Origin of the sequence: Flavobacterium sp. (assembly GCF_043722275.1) — a bacterium.
Taxonomy (GTDB): domain Bacteria; phylum Bacteroidota; class Bacteroidia; order Flavobacteriales; family Flavobacteriaceae; genus Flavobacterium.
The window spans coordinates 1-16,562 of the sequence record NZ_JAYSPC010000062.1 but is presented as its reverse complement, the minus strand read 5'-3'; the positions used below and the strand labels follow the sequence as shown (position 1 = coordinate 16,562).

The following is a 16,562-nucleotide window of genomic DNA, read 5'->3' as shown; positions in this document are numbered from 1 at the left end:
TTTATTTTGTTTCTATTTCAACAATTTTTTTTCCGTTTTCTCCCAAATAATGATTCACTATTTTTTCGTAAATTTTATAACCATCGTCAACATTGGTAAAAATAATCAAGCCTTGTCTTGTTTTTGGCAGCAATAAAACAATGGTTTGAACGCCTTTGTCTGCTCCGCCGTGTGATAAAGCATAATTGTTGTTTCCTAAATCATAGATTTCGAAACCAAGTCCAAAATATTTATTTTTCTTGGTTTCAACCTGATGCGATGTCATGTCCTCAAATACCTTTTTGCTCAATCCGTCACTATTCATTACGCTGCATAAAAACGTGCCGTAATCTTCAATAGTAGTTAGTAAATCATCAGCGGCGTTTGCAGTTTTATTTTTAGTAGGTTCATATGCATTTCCTTTGTTATCGTAGCCAATTGCATATCTGGAAAGATCTAACTTGTCATTCCATATAAGTTGAGTATCAGTCATTTTAAGTGGTTGAAAGATCAATTCATTTGCCAGCTGATCTAATGTTTTATGGAATTTCTTTTCCAAAGCTTTTCGCAAATATTCAAATCCTTCACCGGAATATTGGTATTTTGTTCCGGGTTTAAATTTAAAGTCTAATTTGCCGGAATCATTCATAAATCTCCAGTTTGGGAAACCGGTTTGATGGCTTAAAATAATTCTTGTTGTTAATAGTTTCGTGTTAGAATCATTTGCAATATCAGGATCTGTCCAGTATTTATAAAGCGGTTCATCTAAATCCCATTTTCCGGAACTTACCAGTTTCAACGCTATCATTGCAGTTACTGGTTTTGTTAATGATGCTACATTCCAAATCGTGTTATACGGCGCGGAAATTCCTTTTTTAAGCTCGCCAAAAACTTTGATTTCTTGTAATTTTCCGTTGTTGATTACGCCAATTCCTAAAGTTGGAACATTATTTTGTTTTAGCCATTTTTCAATTTCCTGATCATTATCAAAAATACTTGATTTAGTCCCGGCTGTATTCGTATCTTGATGATCATAACTAAAAGATCTTCTCAGTTTCCAGACACCATTTTCTAATATCCAAACGTGAGTAAATCTTGCCGTACTTCCAAATTTATCTTTTCCTTCAGGAGTTGGCTCAAAAAATTGATGAATTCCAACTTGTAAAGCGCCATACAAAACACCTTTTTTAGATAATGGATAAATTTCTGTACTGCCTTCAACTAAATCTCTTCTGGCTTGATATGTTTTTGTAGCGCTGCACAAACCTTTTCTGATGTTTTTTAGGAATAAAGCTTTGTCCTGAATACTGTCTTTGTCGTGATAAAATTCAAAATTGTTACTTAGTAAATTTTCGAACTGTGATACATCGCAAGTATTAAAGCCTACATTAAAGAGAAGACTGTCTCTTGACATAATGGTTTTGTACAAAGCCGAGTTTTTTTCTTCTTGAGAAAAGCCAATATGGATTTGAAAGAGAAGAATTCCAATTAAAATTACTTTTAACCGGAAAAATGATTGATTGATTTTCATTTTTGATTGATTTGATTGATTGATGATTTTGCAAAACTAATGCAATCAAAATTTACAAAATTGTATAAATGCGAATATTATCTTTTTTTGGAAAGAAAATACAAACTTGAATTGAACATTTTTGGAGTTGTTTTCGTTACATCTTTAAACTTTTTTATAAAATGCGATTGATCAAAGTATTTGTTGTAAAGCGCAACATCTGTCAGTTTTAGTTTCTCTAAATCAGAATTTACCATTTGATCGACCGATTTTCTAAACTTCAGAATCTGAATATAATTTTTGATCGTAAGTCCGGTTGCGATTTTAAATTTAATTTGAAGTGATCTTTGTGAAGAATTTAAACTTTTTCCAATTTCCGAAACCGAAATTTCTTCATCATGAAGCTTGATGATTGCACAGATTTTTTCGATTGTATTTTTAGTTAGATTTGAAGTGTTTAATTCTTCAAAATAAGAATTGATTGTGTTTAATAATGCCGAAATATCGCTGTTTAAATCAGTCTCGATTTTAGTTTGAAAAGGCAACTCATTTGCGTCAATTTTAATAATAGCATCTGTAAATTGCTTAAATCATATTGCGGAAACATTGAAAGTGTCCAGGCATGAAGTTGAATAATAGTAACTTTGGTTTTTGGCTGAATATTAACCAAAACCTTATTGGTCATTTGTGAACAAAAGTAAAATCCTTCGTTCATTTCATATTTTTGTTTACTCGTATGAACTTGTATCGAATTTCCGCTCACAATCGCGAGATTAAAACAACCGTTAGGCAAAACAAGTTTGTTTTCGATCAGGCTTTCGCCGATGCTGTTATCGAGACACCAGATTTTATTGACAAACCGCTCGCATTTTTCACTTACATAATATTCTGAATATAGTTGCATTTTTGATTATTATGTTAAAGTGAATTTATGGTATTTTAGAATTCAAAATCGAAGCTAAAATACCACTTTTCCTTTGTAACTATTTAGATGAACTCAGAAAAACATTCTTTTTTAGTAGTTTCCCATTCCTCTAAAATAATACTATAATAAACATCATCCTTGCTTTTTCCTTCAGAATCAACATAGTTATTTCTAAATAATCCTTCTTTTACTGCGCCTAATTTTTCAATAGCCCGTTGCGATTTTTTGTTTTCAAGATCCGCGCTAAATTGTATTCTCTTGAATTGAATGTTTTCGAAACCAAAATTCAGTAATTCATATTTACAGGCTTTATTTAAACCCGTTCCCTGAAAATTTTTTCCGTACCAAGTCCAGCCAATTTCGCATTTTTGGCTTGCGTGATTTAAATATCCGTAGCGCGTACTTCCTGCAACTTTGTTTGTCGCTTTGTCAATTATTAAAAATGGATAACAAATTCCGTCTGCTTTTTGTTTTAAAGTATGTTTGATATAATTTTCAAAATCAATATCATTTTTCACATACATTCCCATGTATTTCCAGATTTCATCGTCGAAAATAATTTCTTTGAGTTCAATGTTTCTTTCATTTTCGAAAGGAATTAGTAAAACTCTTTCATTTTTCAGAATTATGTCTGATTGTAATAGTTTGCTTTTCATGGTTATTTTAGTGTAGGTAAATTAAGTTTTTGATGAAATTATTTGCTCTCGAAGTCGCTAAGGTGCAAAGTTTAAAGCAACTTTGTCATTTCGAGGAACGAGAAATCACACCCGTAATTCGACAAAGATTGGTGATTTTGCGGAGTTCTAGTGCGATTTCTCGTTCCTCAAAATGACAAAAAAACGCTGTAAATCTGTAAATCTGTGGACCAATTTATTTTTCTCGTCAAGCGAAAATAGACTTTTCTACATTTCTAATAAATCTATAAAAACGAAAATTTGTTATGAAAGCAACTTTTGCATGAGGGATAGAAACCAATGTCATTAAGTTAAGGGGAAATCTATAAAATTACTTAGCAGTTTAATCAAGAAAGTAATTATAAAAATCTGTTTTTATCAGCGTTTTCGCGTTAGCGAATCAGTAAAATCAGCGTCTAATTTTGACGCGCATAAAACAGATTTACTTCGTAAAAACGCGGATAAAAACGGATTTGATTTGTATGATTTATTTTTTAAAAGCTTAACTTAATGGTCATGTCCATATTATCATAAATATTTCCTTTATTTTTAAGCTCTTGTATAATTATTACTTATTTTTACGATCTTATATTTAGATTATTTCTTGATGCAAACTCCACTAAAAATTGCGATTGTAGGTTCTGGATTGGTAGGATCACTTTTAGCAATTTATCTCAAAAAAGAAGGTCACACCGTTCATGTTTATGATCGAAGCCCTGATATTCGTAAAGTTAATTTTTCTGGTCGTTCTATAAATCTGGCAATGTCCAACCGTGGCTGGAAAGCGCTTGATGGCGTTGGCGTTGGTGATTCGGTTCGTGAAATCGCGATTCCAATGGATAAACGAGCGATTCATCTGGTCGATAAACTGAATTTTCAAAATTACGGACAAGAAGGCGAATCGATTTATTCGATTTCAAGAGGAGCTTTAAACCGCAAAATGATTGATCTTGCAGAAGAAGCAGGAGCTGAATTTTTGTTTGAACAAAAAATCTGGGATGTCACGCTGAGCGATGCGACTTTGCATATTGGTGAAACTGAAAGAGGTGAGTGGGAAGAGATAAAATACGATATGGTTTTTGGTGCTGATGGTGCTTTTTCGAGAATCCGCCACAGAATGCAACGCCAAAGCATGTTTAATTATTCGCAGGAATTTTTGAATATGGGTTATAAGGAATTGAATATTCCGGCAAATGCCGATGCAACTCATAAACTGGACAAAAATTCATTTCATATTTGGCCACGCGGTGAATATATGTTGATCGCTTTACCCAATTTAGACGGAAGTTTTACCTGTACTTTATTCATGCCTTTTGAAGGTGAGAATTCGTTTGCGTCACTTACAGATCGTAAAATGGTCGAAGATTTCTTTGAGAAAAACTTTCCGGATTCGATTGAAGTGATTCCGAAACTGGCAGAGGATTTCTTTAAAAATCCAACGAGTACTTTAGTGACCATGAAATGTTTTCCGTGGACATACGAAGATAAAATTGCTTTGATTGGAGATGCCTGTCATGCTATTGTTCCGTTTTACGGACAAGGGATGAATGCTGGTTTTGAAGATATTACGGTTTTAAATGAAATGATCGAAAAATACGGAAACGATTGGAAGAAGATTTTTTCTGAATATGAAATTTCACGTAAACCAAATGCCGACGCTATTGCAGAACTTTCATACCGAAATTTCATGGAAATGAGTACGAAAACTGCCGATGAGAAATTTTTGTTACAAAAGAAAATAGAAAAAACATTCTCAGATAAACATCCTGATAAATGGATTCCGCTTTACAGTCGTGTGACTTTTAGCGATCGTCCGTATGCCGAAGCTTTGGCAATTGGCGATTTTCAAAACGGAATCATGGAAGAAATTTTAAAACTGGATAATATTGAAAATATCTGGAACTCTCCCGAAGTGGATAATAAAATTCTGGAGTTGTTGCAAAACGTATAACTTCAATGTCAATTACAATATCAAAAATCAATTTAAAATTTGACCTTGATATTGTAATTGATTTTTGATATTGTATTTACTTCTTGAATATTTTAGATAAAACGCCAAAAACTCCTCGGATAAAAGTAGCGCTTGTTACTACTTTTAAAACTGATTTTGTAACAACACTTGCTGTACTTGGTTCAGCTTTTGATGCTTTTGCTGGAGCTTGTTGTTCTATGCTGGCTTGCTCAGCGTCTGCTATTTTTTTAATTAGAATTTCATAAGCACTTTCGCGATCAATTTCTTCAATATATTTTTTTACCAGTTTTGATTTGCTGTTAATAGCTTCGATTTCATCAGTAGTCAAAACATCCATTCTGCTCATTGGTGCGCGCATCATTGTAGCGACAAGCGGAGTTGGAACTCCTTTTTCGTTCAATGCCGTAACAAGAGCTTCTCCAATTCCTAAACTGGTCAGTAATTCATCTGTTTTATAATAAGGAGAAGTAGGATAATTATCGGCTGTTTTTTTAATTGCCTGACGATCATTTGCTGTAAAAGCTCTTAAGGCATGCTGAATTTTTAATCCCAATTGTGCCAAAACACCACTTGGAACATCCATTGGATTTTGGGTTACAAAATAAATACCAACGCCTTTTGAACGAATCAGTTTTACAATCGTTTCTATTTGTTCCAGAAGTGCTTTACTGGCTTCGTTAAAAATCAAATGTGCTTCATCAATAAATATAACTAATTCAGGTTGTGCAACATCTCCTTTTTCTGGCATTTGCTGGTATATTTCGGCTAATAAACTCAACATAAAAGTGGAAAATAATTTAGGTTTGTCCTGAATATCCGTCAAGCGGATGATATTTACATAACCTTTTCCGTTTTCATCGATTTGCATTAAATCATCAATTTCAAAAGATAATTCACCAAAGAAAATATCTCCGCCTTGCTGTTCTAATTCTATTATTTTTCTAAGAATAGTTCCGGTTGTGGCAGTTGAAATTTTGCCATAATTAGCAGATATTTCTTCTTTGCCTTCTTCAGTAATATAATTGATAACTTTTTTAATATCTTTTAAATCCAGCAATGGCATTTTATTGTCATCGCAATATTTAAAAATCACAGCAACAACTCCCGACTGCGTGTCATTTAAGTCTAATATTCTGGAGAATAAAACAGGTCCAAATTCAGAAACTGTCGCTCTTAAACGAACACCATTTTGTTTAGAAAGTGACATTAATTCAACAGGAAATGAAGCAATATTATAAGGGATATTTATTTTAGCGTGGCGCTCTGTAATAAAGTCTTCTTCCTTGCCTTCCTTGGCAATTCCGCTAAAATCCCCTTTTATATCCATCATTAAAACAGGAATTCCGGCATTTGATAGCTGCTCAGAAAAAACCTGTATCGTTTTTGTTTTTCCTGTTCCGGTCGCTCCGGCTATAAGTCCGTGACGATTTAACGTTTTTAATGGGATTTTGACATGAGCTTCACCAAGTGGTTCTCCGTCAAGAATAGCGCTTCCCAGAATTATGCTATCTCCTTTAGACATATAACCATTGTTGATATCCTGAATGAAATTATCCTTTTTATTCATGTTTTATTTGTAATTTAGATGATTATAAGAGTATTGCTTGGTTTTTTAACACTTTAGCTACGTTTTTTTTAGTAGGAAAAAGCTATTTTTGATTGAAAACTATATTAAAAATAATTTCGCAACTTTTTAAGAAGATATCAAAGGAATGTTTGAATATTTACTAAAACGTTGTAATTTTCCCATTAATCGGCTCGTTTTTTGTCTTATCTAAAAAATGATGTGGGCAATTTAATGAGATATTTTTTAAATTGACGTTAAATTTCCTTCAATTAAATTAAAAAAAGTTTTTTTATTTAAACTAAACGTATAAATTTGCTCCTCTACAAGTTAAATATAACTAAAAAATAAAAATTATTTAAAACTATTAAAATTAAAAAAAATGGCAAACGTTAAAGTTAAAAAAGAAAGCACTTCAAATGGAGGAGGAATGATTACTGGAATCATTATTGTAGCGTGTATTTTAGTTGGGGTGTTTATTTGGAAAGTAATCATGGGGGATGCTTCTAACTTCGAGGGAGGTAATCCAGAAACAGGTCACCCAATCAATACTTTAGGACAAGTATATAAAGGAGGATTTATTGTACCAGTATTATTAGGTATGTTTTTAATGGTTGTTGTTTTTTCTATTGAAAGATTTATTGTTATTGGTAAAGCAGCTGGAAAAGCTAACTTAGATACATTTATGAAAAATGTACAAGGGAATATTAAAGAAGGAAACATCGAGGCTGCAATCGCTTCATGTGACAAACAACAAGGTTCAGTTGCAAATGCAATTAAATCTGCTTTAGTTAAATACCAAGACGTTAAAAAAGAAGGTTTCAACAGTGAAGAAGCTGCAGAAGTAATCCACAAAGAAATCGAAGAGGCAACTTCATTAGAAATGCCAATGTTAGAAAAAAACATGACTATTATCTCTACTTTAGTATCATTAGGAACTTTAGGAGGATTATTAGGAACTGTATCAGGGATGATTAAAGCGTTTGGTGCATTAGCTTCTGCTGGAACTCCAGATCAGGCTGCTCTTGCAACAGGTATTTCTGAAGCACTTATCAATACTGCAACAGGTATCTCTACTTCAATCTTAGCGATCGTTTCTTATAACTTCTTTACTGCTAAAATTGATGATTTAACTTACTCTATCGATGAGGCTGGTACTACAATTGTAAATACTTACAGAAGATTCAGAGGAAGTTTGAAACAATAATTAATTTTTGAATAATTACACAATTAATTATATCAAAATAAAAATAAAAGAGAATGGCTAAAATAAAAATGAAAAAAAAGTCAACATCGACAGATATGACTGCCATGTGTGATGTTGCGTTCCTTTTGCTTACGTTCTTTATTTTGACCGCTACTGCTAAGGTGCCAGAAGCACTTCCTGTAGATATGCCTTCATCTGTTGCTCAAACTAAATTGCCGGATGCGGATTTAGCAATTATTACAATAGGTAAAGGTGCAGATGGAAAAAGCAAAGTGTTTTTTGACATCAAAGGAAGAGAGATTCGTAAAAGAACTCTTGAAGGTATGGGTGCAAAATTAGGTGTGACTTTTTCAGAAGAAGATAAAACTAAATTTGCTTTAATGGATGACTTCGGTGTTCCTTTAGCAAATTTAAAACAGATCATCGACATGAAAGCCGCTGATAGAACTAAAGCGAATCAACCTGGAATTCCAATAGATTCTTTAGATAATCAATTAAAAGACTGGCTTTTGGTTTCAAGAAGAGCTGCGATTGATATTGATGATAAAGAATTGAAAATTGCAATAAAAGGTGATGCTAAAGAACAATATCCACAAATCAAAAAGATAATGGATATTTTACAAGATCAGAAAATCAATTCCTTTAACTTAGTTACGGGTACGAGAGGAAAAGACTTTTAATTAAAAAATATACACTAAGATGGCTGAATTAAATACCGGCGACGGTGGTGGCGGAAAAGGTGGTAAAGTAAGAAGTAAAAAGCAGAATTCTAAAGTCGATTTAACGGCAATGGTGGATTTAGCTTTCTTATTGATCACGTTCTTTATGTTAACCACATCGTTGTCAAAACCTCAAGCGATGGATTTGTCTCTTCCGGATAAAGATCCAGATCCTACTAAGAAAATTGAGGATACGAAAGTAGATGAAAATCGTACGATGACAGTTATGCTAGGAGCAGATAATAAAATGGTTTACTATATGGGATTGCTTGCAACTCCTAAAATTGGACCTAAAGATATCGCTTATGGTAAAGATGGAATTCGTAGAGAATTATTGACTCAGAAGAAAGCAGTTTTAGCTTATTCTACTGCTCTAGGGAAACCTAAAAATGGAATTATAGTTATTATCAAGCCAACTAAAAAATCAAATTACCGTAATTTGGTTGATATTTTGGATGAAATGGCTATTAGCGGAGTGGAAACATATGCTATTGTTCCTGAGTTTAGTCCAGAAGAAACGAAATTGATAGATAAACAACCTGAGTAATCTTGTTTTAATCCCTAATACTCAAGAAAAATGAAATTAGATATAATTAAAAATCAGTGGCTTGATATCGTATTCGAAGGACGTAATAAGATATATGGTGCATATGAGTTAAGAAAATCGAACGGCAAGACTACTGTAAAGGCTCTTGTCATAGGTTCGCTTATTTTTAGCATTGCTGTTGCAGCTCCTCTTATTGCAAGCTTGTTACCAGATTCTGATGAAGAAGTGGTAAACAACGATATTAAAATCGCGACAATAAAATTACCTCCGAAAAAAGAGGAAATTAAGCCAAATCAACCACCACCACCACCACCACCACCAAAAGTGGATCAGGTTAAGTTTGTGAAACCGGTAGTTGCTAAAGCGAATGAAATTACTGAAGATCCACCAAAAATTGTGGATCTTAAGGACAAAAAAGTTGGTAACGAAACTATCAAAGGAGATCCTGATGCAGTTTTAACTGTTGATGAACCAGTTGGTAAAGGACCAGTTACTGAGATCATTCAGGAAGATAACAATGTTTATAATACTGCTGGTATCGAAGTAAAACCAGATTTCCCTGGAGGTATTGAAAAATTCTACAAATTCGTAGGAAACAATTACAAGACTCCGGAAGAAGAAGGTTTAAAAGGTAAAGTTTATGTTACTTTTGTAGTTGAAAAAGACGGTTCATTAACCGACATTAAAGTTTTAAGGGATATCGGTTACGGTACAGGAGCAGAAGCAATTCGTGTTCTTAAAAAATGTCCAAAATGGACTCCCGGCGAGCAAAATGGTAAAAAAGTTAGGGTTCTTTACTCTCTGCCTATTACTATTCAATCTGCAGAATAATGTTAAAAGATAAGCTTAATAATATTCAGAAGAAATCGCTCAAAGAGCGATTTCTTCTTGTTTTAGGAATAATGTTTTTTTTAATATATCTTGTACTAGGTTTAATGATTATGTTTTGGAAAAAACTTCCATTAGATATGGAACCTAAATACAGATATGCTTTTGGCGGGTTATTGATAGTATATTCAGGAATTCGTTTTTTAAGATTAATTAATTCAAACGTAGAATAAATATGTTGAAATATAGTAAAATTGTAGGTTTAGTAGTTTTTGTTTTTTTGTTTGCCATGTGTAACCAAAAAAGCAAAAATGAATCTGATCAGGAAACAATTTTAAAAGGATCAATGGATATTACTGTAGATGAAACAATAAAACCTATTGTTGAAGATATGGTTGCTGTTTTTGAAGGCACCTATTATGATGCAAAGATTTCTATTAAACCAAAATCCGAAGCTGAACTCATAAACGATTTGCTAAATCAAAAAGCGAAAGTTGTCGTAATAACAAGAGATTTGACTCAGGGAGAAAAAGACAGATTCGCCAAGAGTAAGATTAATCCTAGAGTTACGCCTTTTGCTAAAGATGCGATAGCTTTTGTTACGAACAAAGGCAATAAAGACACATTAATTGCGTTGAAAACCGTGATTGATTTTCTACAAGGCAAATCAGATTCTGGAATAAAAGGTCTTGTATTTGATAATCCAAATTCAAGTACAGTACGATACATGAAAGAGCTGGCTAAGGTGAAAGATATTCCGTCAAATAATGTTTTTTCTTTTAAAACAAACGACGAAGTTATTAAATTCGTTTCAGAGAATGATGGCATGATTGGAGTAGTAGGAGTAAATTGGCTTTACCAACCATCTCCAAATATGCTGGATATTGTTAAAAAAATAAACGTTATGAGTGTTAAAGGTATCAATGGTGATAAATATTATGATCCTACTCAAAACGATCTTGGTGAAATGAAATATCCTTTGGCACGCGATTTGTTTATTGTAAATTGTCAGGGATATACCGGTTTAGGAATGGGGTTTGCTTCATTTATTTCAGGAGACATTGGACAACGTATAGTTTTGAAATCAGGATTATTGCCTATTAGAACGCCAGGACGAAACCTTAAAATAAGAAGTCAAATTATAAACGATAAAGAATAAATTAATTACAATTAAGATGAATAAATTTAAAATTTTTAGTCTTGCCTTAGTTGCTACAGCTTCTGTAGCAAAAGCGCAAGATATCAAAGAAGCAAAAAAAGCAATTGATGCTGAACAATTTCAAAAAGCAAAATCTTTGCTTAAATCAATCATCAAAGCAAAACCATCTGATGGAGAAGCTAATTTTGTTTTAGGAAATGTATATTTAAATCAAGCTATTGTTGACTCTGCTAAAATTTATTACGCAAATGGATTACAAGCATCAGACAAGAAGAACTTAAACTATATTGGATTAGGTCAATTAGATCTTGATGCTAAAAATGCAGCAGCGGCTCAGGCAAACTTTGGTTTAGCTACTAAAGACATGAAACGTAAAGATGTTGAAGAATTTATTTACATCGGTAAAGCTTACATCAATTCAACTAGCCCTGATTACACAAATGCAATTGCTACTTTAAAACGTGCTTTGCTAATTGAGCCTCAAAATGCAACAGCTCTTTTAACAATTGGAGATGCTTATTACGGAGCAAACAATCAAAATGATGCATACAAAGCTTACCGTGATGCATTTACAGCAGATCCTACACTCATTAGAGCAAAAATGCAATTAGGAGTTTTACTAAAAGGAGCTAAATCTTATGAAGAAGCTATTAAAGCATTCAATGAAGTTATCGCTATAAATCCTAATTACGGTCCGGTTTATAGAGAATTAGCTGAAACATATTACAAATGGGGAAGAAATAAAACATCTACTGCTAAAGTTAATATGCAAAATGCAATTACAAATTACGAAAAGTATTTAAGTCTGACTGATTATTCATTAGATTCTAAAATGCGTCATGCAGATTTCTTAATCTTGGTTAAAGATTATAAAACTCTTGAGACTGTTGCAAATAAAATGATTGCTGAAGATAAAGTTAATCCAAGAATCTACAGATATTTAGGTTATGCTGCTTATGAAAACGGAAATGTTGATGTAGCAATTAAATCTATTGAAGATTTTATTAAAGTACCATCAAACAAAGTAATTGGTAGAGATTATTTATATTTAGGTTTGTCAAAAATTAAAAAAGGAACTAATGCTGAAGGGATTGTAGATCAAACTGCTTTTGATGCAGGTGTTGCTGATATTAAAAAAGCAATTGAATTAGAGCCTTTAGTAGTTGAAGAACTTGCTGATTTAGGAAAAGCTTTGTTTGCTAAAAAACAATTTGCACAAGCGGCTACTGTTTTTGAACTTGCTTCAAATAATAAAGAATCTAAAAATTATTTAGATGATAACGTTTATTATGGTATCTCACTTTATTATGCTAATGCAAATAAAGCAAATGGTGCTGCAGATGCTGCTGCTTTAGGAAAAGCTGAGATTGCTTTTGATAGAGTTTTAGAAGCTTCTCCAACTTATGACGAAGCTTACTTATACAAAGGCAGAATCAATAACTTACTTGAAAAAGATGATTTGATTATCAAAAACTATCAAGAGTATGTAACTAGAACTACTGCAAAAGGTGCTGAAGAATTAGCAAAACCAGCTACAGTAAAAAAAGTAGTTGAAGCTTACAATAGCATTGGTGCTAGTTATGCTAATACTGACAAAGCAAAAGCAATTGAATATTTCAATAAATCTTTAGCTTTAGATCCTGCAAATACATATGCAGCTCAATCTGTTAAAGCTTTGAAATAATTTAAGATCTTAATATTAAAAAAAAAACCGATAGTTTAAAGGACTATCGGTTTTTTTTGTTCCGTATTTAATTGACTATCTTTGCACTTTAAAATAAAATAATGTTATCAAAAGAAATACAATTAGAAGTAAATAAAGGAGCAATGTTACCTTTGATGGAAGAATTTTATACCATTCAGGGAGAAGGTTTTCATACCGGAACAGCTGCTTACTTTATACGAATTGGTGGTTGTGATGTAGGTTGTCACTGGTGCGATGTGAAAGAAAGTTGGAATGCAGAATTGCATCCGCCAACAAGTGTTGATCTAATTGTCAATAATGCAGCAAGTTCTGCAGATACCGTTGTAATAACTGGAGGAGAACCATTAACCTGGGACATGACCTTGTTAACTCAGGAACTAAAAAATAAAAATTTAAAAGTTCATATTGAAACCTCCGGAGCATATCCATTAACAGGTACTTGGGATTGGATTTGCCTTTCGCCGAAAAAGAATAAATTACCAACACAAACTGTTTACGATAATGCGCATGAATTAAAAGTGATTATTTATAATAAACACGATTTTATTTTTGCAGAAGAGCAAGCAGAACTAGTAAATAACAATGCAATTCTATTTCTTCAGCCAGAATGGAGTAAAAAGGAGGAAATGACTCCTTTGATTGTAGATTATGTAATGAATAATCCAAAGTGGAGAGTTTCACTACAAACTCATAAATACTTGAATATCCCTTAAATGTTATAAAAAAATCTCTTCAATCGAAGAGATTTTTTGTTTATTAAATATACAATTGTGTAAAAAAGGAACGAATCTTATTTTTTCTAATTTATTTAAATTGAAAGTTTTGCTAAATAATCATAATGTTCACCTTCTAAAATAAGTTCGCATTTTAATCCGTTTGCAGCAGCAGCATTCTGAAGTGTGTTATAATCTAAATACAACCAATTAAAGGGTTCTTCTTTTTCTCCTTTATAAGTGATATTGAAAACTAGCTCACCATAATAATCATTATTTGACGGAATCCATTTGCCGCCATCTTCATCTTCGTCAAACATATATATAATATCAGAACTATCTAATAAGATTTGTCCATTTGGATTTAAGAGAGATTTTAGCTTAGATAAAAAGGTATTACAGTTCTCTAATTTTCCAAAAATACCAACGCCATTCATTAATAAAATAATCGTGTCGAATTTCTCGCCTTCAAAATCTAAAATATTTTGAACTTTTGCATTTTTTACACCACGGAGTTTACAAGTTTCAATCGCTTTTTCTGAAATATCAATTGAAGTAACCTCTAAATTACGGTCATTTTGTAATGATAAACTATGACTTCCGGCTCCGCAACCAACGTCCAGTGTTTTGCCCGTAGCTAATTGTAAGGCTTTTTGCTCAAGTAAAGGCATTTCATTATAAGAACGAAATAAATAATCAACACTCATTTCGTCTTCTTCAGAAATTGTTGTTTCTGTAATGATATCTTCTGGCGAATTATTGGTTTGAAAATCGAACATCGCTTTTCCAAATAGATCTTTCATCGTATTTTAGTTCAAAGTTTAAGGTTTCAAGTTTAAAGTTGTTTAATTTTGCAGATCAACTTTAAAAAGTAAACTTGAAACAAATTTTAAATAACTTAAATAAGTTAGCCAAAGATAAGCATATCGAAAACAAAAAGTATTTTGATAAGCTGAAAAAGAAACAGCCTAAGAATTTAGATTACGTTATGCAGGATTTGCATGATGCGGAATTTAAAAAAACAGATTGCTTAAAATGTGCCAATTGCTGTAAAACAACTGGACCATTATTTACTTTGGCAGATATCGAAAGGATTTCAAAATCTTTCAGACAAAAACCACAGCAATTCATTGAACAATATCTTCAAATTGATGAAGACAAAGACTATGTGCTAAAAAGTGTTCCTTGTACTTTTTTAGATAACGAGAATTATTGCATGATTTATGACGTTCGTCCAAAAGCCTGCAGAGAATTTCCGCATACAGATCGTAAAAAGTTCAACCAAATTACTGATCTTACCTTAAAAAATGTAGCTATTTGTCCTGCTGCATATAATATAGTCGAGGAAATGAAAAAGAAACTCCCGCTTTAAGAACTTAAAAATTATCCAATTGTTTTTAGAAGCAATTTGTTTTTATTTTTTTAAATGTATTTTTGATTTGAGTAATTTCCATTAGAATAATTAATAAAAGACAACTAAATTTGAATTTAGAATATTTCATAGCTAAAAGGCTTATAACTGCAAAAGATTATAAAAGCAGTATCTCGGCACCAATAATAAAAATTGCAATTTCGGCTATTGCAATTGGAATTATAATGATGATAGTTTCCGTTGCCACCGGAATTGGATTGCAGCAAAAAATCCGCGATAAGGTTTCGGCTTTCAATGGTCAGATCATTATATCCAATTACGATAATAATAATTCTGAAGTAACTTTGATACCAATTTCAAAGAAGCAGGATTTTTATCCCAATTTTAAATCAGTTCCGGAGGTAAGGCATATTCAGGCAGTCGCAAGTAAAGCCGGAATTATTAGAACCGAAAATGCTTTTGAAGGAATTGTTTTCAAAGGAGTAGGAGCAGATTATGACTGGAATAATATAAAGGAATATATTGTTGAAGGTAAAGTGCCTGATTTTTCTAAAACATTAAACGAAGAAGTTTTAATTTCAAGACTTCTCGCTGATCGTCTAAATTTAAAAGTAGGTGATAATTTCAATACCTTTTTTATTAAGGAAGAACAAGGTAAAATGCCAAACAGCCGCCGATTCAAAATTGCCGGTATTTTTAATTCCGGTTTTCAAGAATTCGATGCCACCTATATAATAGGAGATATTCGTCATATTCAGCGAATCAACAAATGGAGCCAGGATCAGGTTGGTGCTTTTGAAGTTTTTGTAAAAGACTTCGATAATATCAAAACCACAGGAAGTCAGATCTACGATCAAACATCATCAAGTTTAGATACCAAGACAATTGTCGAAAAATACAGTTATATTTTTGATTGGCTACAATTATTTGATTTTAACATCGTAGTGATTCTTGCGGTCATGATTTTAGTTGCTACAATAAATATGGTCGTTGCATTATTAGTCCTTATATTAGAACGTACGCAAATGATAGGAATTCTAAAAGCATTGGGAGCAAATAACTGGGCAGTTCGCAAAATATTTTTATACAACGCATTCTACCTTATCATACGAGGATTGTTTTGGGGTAATTTAATTGGTATTGCAATATTGTTAATTCAGCAGCAATTTGGAGTCGTTCATTTAAATCCTGAAAATTACTATGTCAATCAGGCGCCGGTTTATTTAAATTGGGGTTACATCGCCTTGCTAAATTTACTTACGGTTACAGTGTGTTTTATTGTCCTGCTAATTCCTTCCTATATAATAACGAAGATCTCACCGGTTAAGGCCATTCGTTTCGAATAGTTTTCTAATGATATAATTGACCCGAGACGTTTTCAGACTTGTCGGGTTTATTTTTACTACACATATATAAAAGCAGCTTTTGTCCGGGTGAGTAAGGTCAAAGCTTTTAGACTCTAAAATTTGAGATTAGTAATTTGATTAAAGGAGCTCTTTCCCGCTATGCACTCCAATCTTTTGCTTTTTAAAGAAAAAAGCAAAAGGATTTTCTCCCGAAGCTTAGGGACTATCGTGGCCAGGTAGTAATTTTCATAAGAAAGACCTATATAGAAGGATTCAATGAAACTTAGCGACTTTGCGTCTTTGCGCGAATAAAATCAAAATCAAGATAAATCAGCGTAGAAC

At 32.5% G+C, this 16,562-nt stretch carries 17 protein-coding genes; 11 read left to right on the top strand and 6 right to left on the bottom strand.

Features of this window, described 5'->3' with window-relative positions; translation table 11 throughout:
* Position 1 precedes the first annotated feature (1 nt).
* From ACHZDT_RS08185 to ACHZDT_RS08170, 4 genes are all read right to left on the bottom strand, one after another.
* Positions 2 to 1,510, bottom strand: coding sequence for a serine hydrolase (locus tag ACHZDT_RS08185; protein WP_394774135.1), 1,509 nt, complete (start codon positions 1,508 to 1,510; stop codon positions 2 to 4).
* Positions 1,511 to 1,587: 77 nt separating this feature from the next.
* Positions 1,588 to 2,034 (bottom strand): helix-turn-helix domain-containing protein, encoded by a 447-nt coding sequence (locus ACHZDT_RS08180; protein WP_394774134.1) that lies wholly within the window; start codon positions 2,032 to 2,034, stop codon positions 1,588 to 1,590.
* Entirely contained in the window at positions 2,001 to 2,393 is a 393-nt protein-coding gene (locus tag ACHZDT_RS08175) for a DUF6597 domain-containing transcriptional factor (RefSeq protein ID WP_394774133.1), read from the bottom strand. Before ACHZDT_RS08175 ends, ACHZDT_RS08180 begins: the two co-directional genes overlap by 34 nt.
* A gap of 83 nt (positions 2,394 to 2,476) precedes the next feature.
* Positions 2,477 to 3,070 carry a GNAT family N-acetyltransferase gene (locus tag ACHZDT_RS08170; protein ID WP_394774132.1) on the bottom strand — a complete coding sequence of 198 codons (594 nt, stop codon included), beginning with the start codon at positions 3,068 to 3,070 and terminating at the stop codon, positions 2,477 to 2,479.
* 625 nt (positions 3,071 to 3,695) lie between these two features.
* Between ACHZDT_RS08170 and ACHZDT_RS08165 the strand changes: the two genes are divergently transcribed.
* Positions 3,696 to 5,039, top strand: a complete 1,344-nt coding sequence (locus tag ACHZDT_RS08165) for an FAD-dependent oxidoreductase (protein WP_394774131.1) — start codon at positions 3,696 to 3,698, stop codon at positions 5,037 to 5,039.
* A 76-nt stretch (positions 5,040 to 5,115) separates the two neighbouring features.
* Here ACHZDT_RS08165 and ACHZDT_RS08160 read toward each other — a convergent pair whose 3' ends face one another.
* Positions 5,116 to 6,627 carry a helicase HerA-like domain-containing protein gene (locus ACHZDT_RS08160; protein WP_394774130.1) on the bottom strand — a complete coding sequence of 504 codons (1,512 nt, stop codon included), beginning with the start codon at positions 6,625 to 6,627 and terminating at the stop codon, positions 5,116 to 5,118.
* 379 nt (positions 6,628 to 7,006) lie between these two features.
* Between ACHZDT_RS08160 and ACHZDT_RS08155 the strand changes: the two genes are divergently transcribed.
* From ACHZDT_RS08155 to ACHZDT_RS08120, 8 genes are all read left to right on the top strand, one after another.
* Entirely contained in the window at positions 7,007 to 7,831 is an 825-nt protein-coding gene (locus ACHZDT_RS08155; RefSeq protein ID WP_213300147.1) for a MotA/TolQ/ExbB proton channel family protein, read from the top strand.
* Between the two features lie 53 nt (positions 7,832 to 7,884).
* Positions 7,885 to 8,511: an ExbD/TolR family protein gene (locus ACHZDT_RS08150; protein WP_394774129.1), complete on the top strand. Its 627-nt coding sequence runs from the start codon at positions 7,885 to 7,887 to the stop codon at positions 8,509 to 8,511.
* Positions 8,512 to 8,530: 19 nt separating this feature from the next.
* Positions 8,531 to 9,097, top strand: coding sequence for an ExbD/TolR family protein (locus ACHZDT_RS08145; protein WP_394774128.1), 567 nt, complete (start codon positions 8,531 to 8,533; stop codon positions 9,095 to 9,097).
* Positions 9,098 to 9,127: 30 nt separating this feature from the next.
* Positions 9,128 to 9,928, top strand: coding sequence for an energy transducer TonB (locus ACHZDT_RS08140; RefSeq protein WP_394774127.1), 801 nt, complete (start codon positions 9,128 to 9,130; stop codon positions 9,926 to 9,928).
* A complete protein-coding gene (locus ACHZDT_RS08135) occupies positions 9,928 to 10,158 on the top strand; it encodes a hypothetical protein (RefSeq protein ID WP_394774126.1) in 231 nt (76 codons plus the stop codon). The genes ACHZDT_RS08140 and ACHZDT_RS08135 overlap by 1 nt, the downstream gene beginning before the upstream one ends.
* A 2-nt stretch (positions 10,159 to 10,160) precedes the next feature.
* Positions 10,161 to 11,084, top strand: coding sequence for a PstS family phosphate ABC transporter substrate-binding protein (locus ACHZDT_RS08130; protein WP_394774125.1), 924 nt, complete (start codon positions 10,161 to 10,163; stop codon positions 11,082 to 11,084).
* 16 nt (positions 11,085 to 11,100) lie between these two features.
* Entirely contained in the window at positions 11,101 to 12,768 is a 1,668-nt protein-coding gene (locus ACHZDT_RS08125) for a tetratricopeptide repeat protein (protein ID WP_394774124.1), read from the top strand.
* A gap of 101 nt (positions 12,769 to 12,869) precedes the next feature.
* Positions 12,870 to 13,502, top strand: coding sequence for a 7-carboxy-7-deazaguanine synthase QueE (locus ACHZDT_RS08120; RefSeq protein WP_394774123.1), 633 nt, complete (start codon positions 12,870 to 12,872; stop codon positions 13,500 to 13,502).
* A 95-nt stretch (positions 13,503 to 13,597) separates the two neighbouring features.
* Here ACHZDT_RS08120 and ACHZDT_RS08115 read toward each other — a convergent pair whose 3' ends face one another.
* On the bottom strand, positions 13,598 to 14,305 hold the full coding sequence (locus ACHZDT_RS08115) for a class I SAM-dependent methyltransferase (RefSeq protein ID WP_394774122.1): 708 nt from the start codon (positions 14,303 to 14,305) through the stop codon (positions 13,598 to 13,600).
* 74 nt (positions 14,306 to 14,379) lie between these two features.
* Here ACHZDT_RS08115 and ACHZDT_RS08110 point away from each other — a divergent pair, with 74 nt between their 5' ends.
* Complete coding sequence (locus ACHZDT_RS08110) at positions 14,380 to 14,874, top strand: YkgJ family cysteine cluster protein (protein ID WP_213300169.1); 495 nt, start codon at positions 14,380 to 14,382, stop codon at positions 14,872 to 14,874.
* 110 nt (positions 14,875 to 14,984) lie between these two features.
* Positions 14,985 to 16,220 (top strand): ABC transporter permease, encoded by a 1,236-nt coding sequence (locus ACHZDT_RS08105; protein WP_394774121.1) that lies wholly within the window; start codon positions 14,985 to 14,987, stop codon positions 16,218 to 16,220.
* The last annotated feature ends 342 nt before the right edge of the window (positions 16,221 to 16,562 follow it).

What these genes read in the sequence shown, in the direction of transcription:
- ACHZDT_RS08155 (WP_213300147.1), top strand. Translation starts at nt 7,007, where the DNA reads ATGGCAAACGTTAAAGTTAAAAAAGAAAGCACTTCAAATGGAGGAGGA.
- ACHZDT_RS08130 (WP_394774125.1), top strand. Translation starts at nt 10,161, where the DNA reads ATGTTGAAATATAGTAAAATTGTAGGTTTAGTAGTTTTTGTTTTTTTG.
- ACHZDT_RS08170 (WP_394774132.1), bottom strand. Translation starts at nt 3,070, where the DNA reads ATGAAAAGCAAACTATTACAATCAGACATAATTCTGAAAAATGAAAGA.
- ACHZDT_RS08185 (WP_394774135.1), bottom strand. Translation starts at nt 1,510, where the DNA reads ATGAAAATCAATCAATCATTTTTCCGGTTAAAAGTAATTTTAATTGGA.
- ACHZDT_RS08125 (WP_394774124.1), top strand. Translation starts at nt 11,101, where the DNA reads ATGAATAAATTTAAAATTTTTAGTCTTGCCTTAGTTGCTACAGCTTCT.
- ACHZDT_RS08140 (WP_394774127.1), top strand. Translation starts at nt 9,128, where the DNA reads ATGAAATTAGATATAATTAAAAATCAGTGGCTTGATATCGTATTCGAA.
- ACHZDT_RS08165 (WP_394774131.1), top strand. Translation starts at nt 3,696, where the DNA reads ATGCAAACTCCACTAAAAATTGCGATTGTAGGTTCTGGATTGGTAGGA.
- ACHZDT_RS08115 (WP_394774122.1), bottom strand. Translation starts at nt 14,305, where the DNA reads ATGAAAGATCTATTTGGAAAAGCGATGTTCGATTTTCAAACCAATAAT.
- ACHZDT_RS08120 (WP_394774123.1), top strand. Translation starts at nt 12,870, where the DNA reads ATGTTATCAAAAGAAATACAATTAGAAGTAAATAAAGGAGCAATGTTA.
- ACHZDT_RS08175 (WP_394774133.1), bottom strand. Translation starts at nt 2,393, where the DNA reads ATGCAACTATATTCAGAATATTATGTAAGTGAAAAATGCGAGCGGTTT.
- ACHZDT_RS08160 (WP_394774130.1), bottom strand. Translation starts at nt 6,627, where the DNA reads ATGAATAAAAAGGATAATTTCATTCAGGATATCAACAATGGTTATATG.
- ACHZDT_RS08150 (WP_394774129.1), top strand. Translation starts at nt 7,885, where the DNA reads ATGGCTAAAATAAAAATGAAAAAAAAGTCAACATCGACAGATATGACT.
- ACHZDT_RS08135 (WP_394774126.1), top strand. Translation starts at nt 9,928, where the DNA reads ATGTTAAAAGATAAGCTTAATAATATTCAGAAGAAATCGCTCAAAGAG.
- ACHZDT_RS08145 (WP_394774128.1), top strand. Translation starts at nt 8,531, where the DNA reads ATGGCTGAATTAAATACCGGCGACGGTGGTGGCGGAAAAGGTGGTAAA.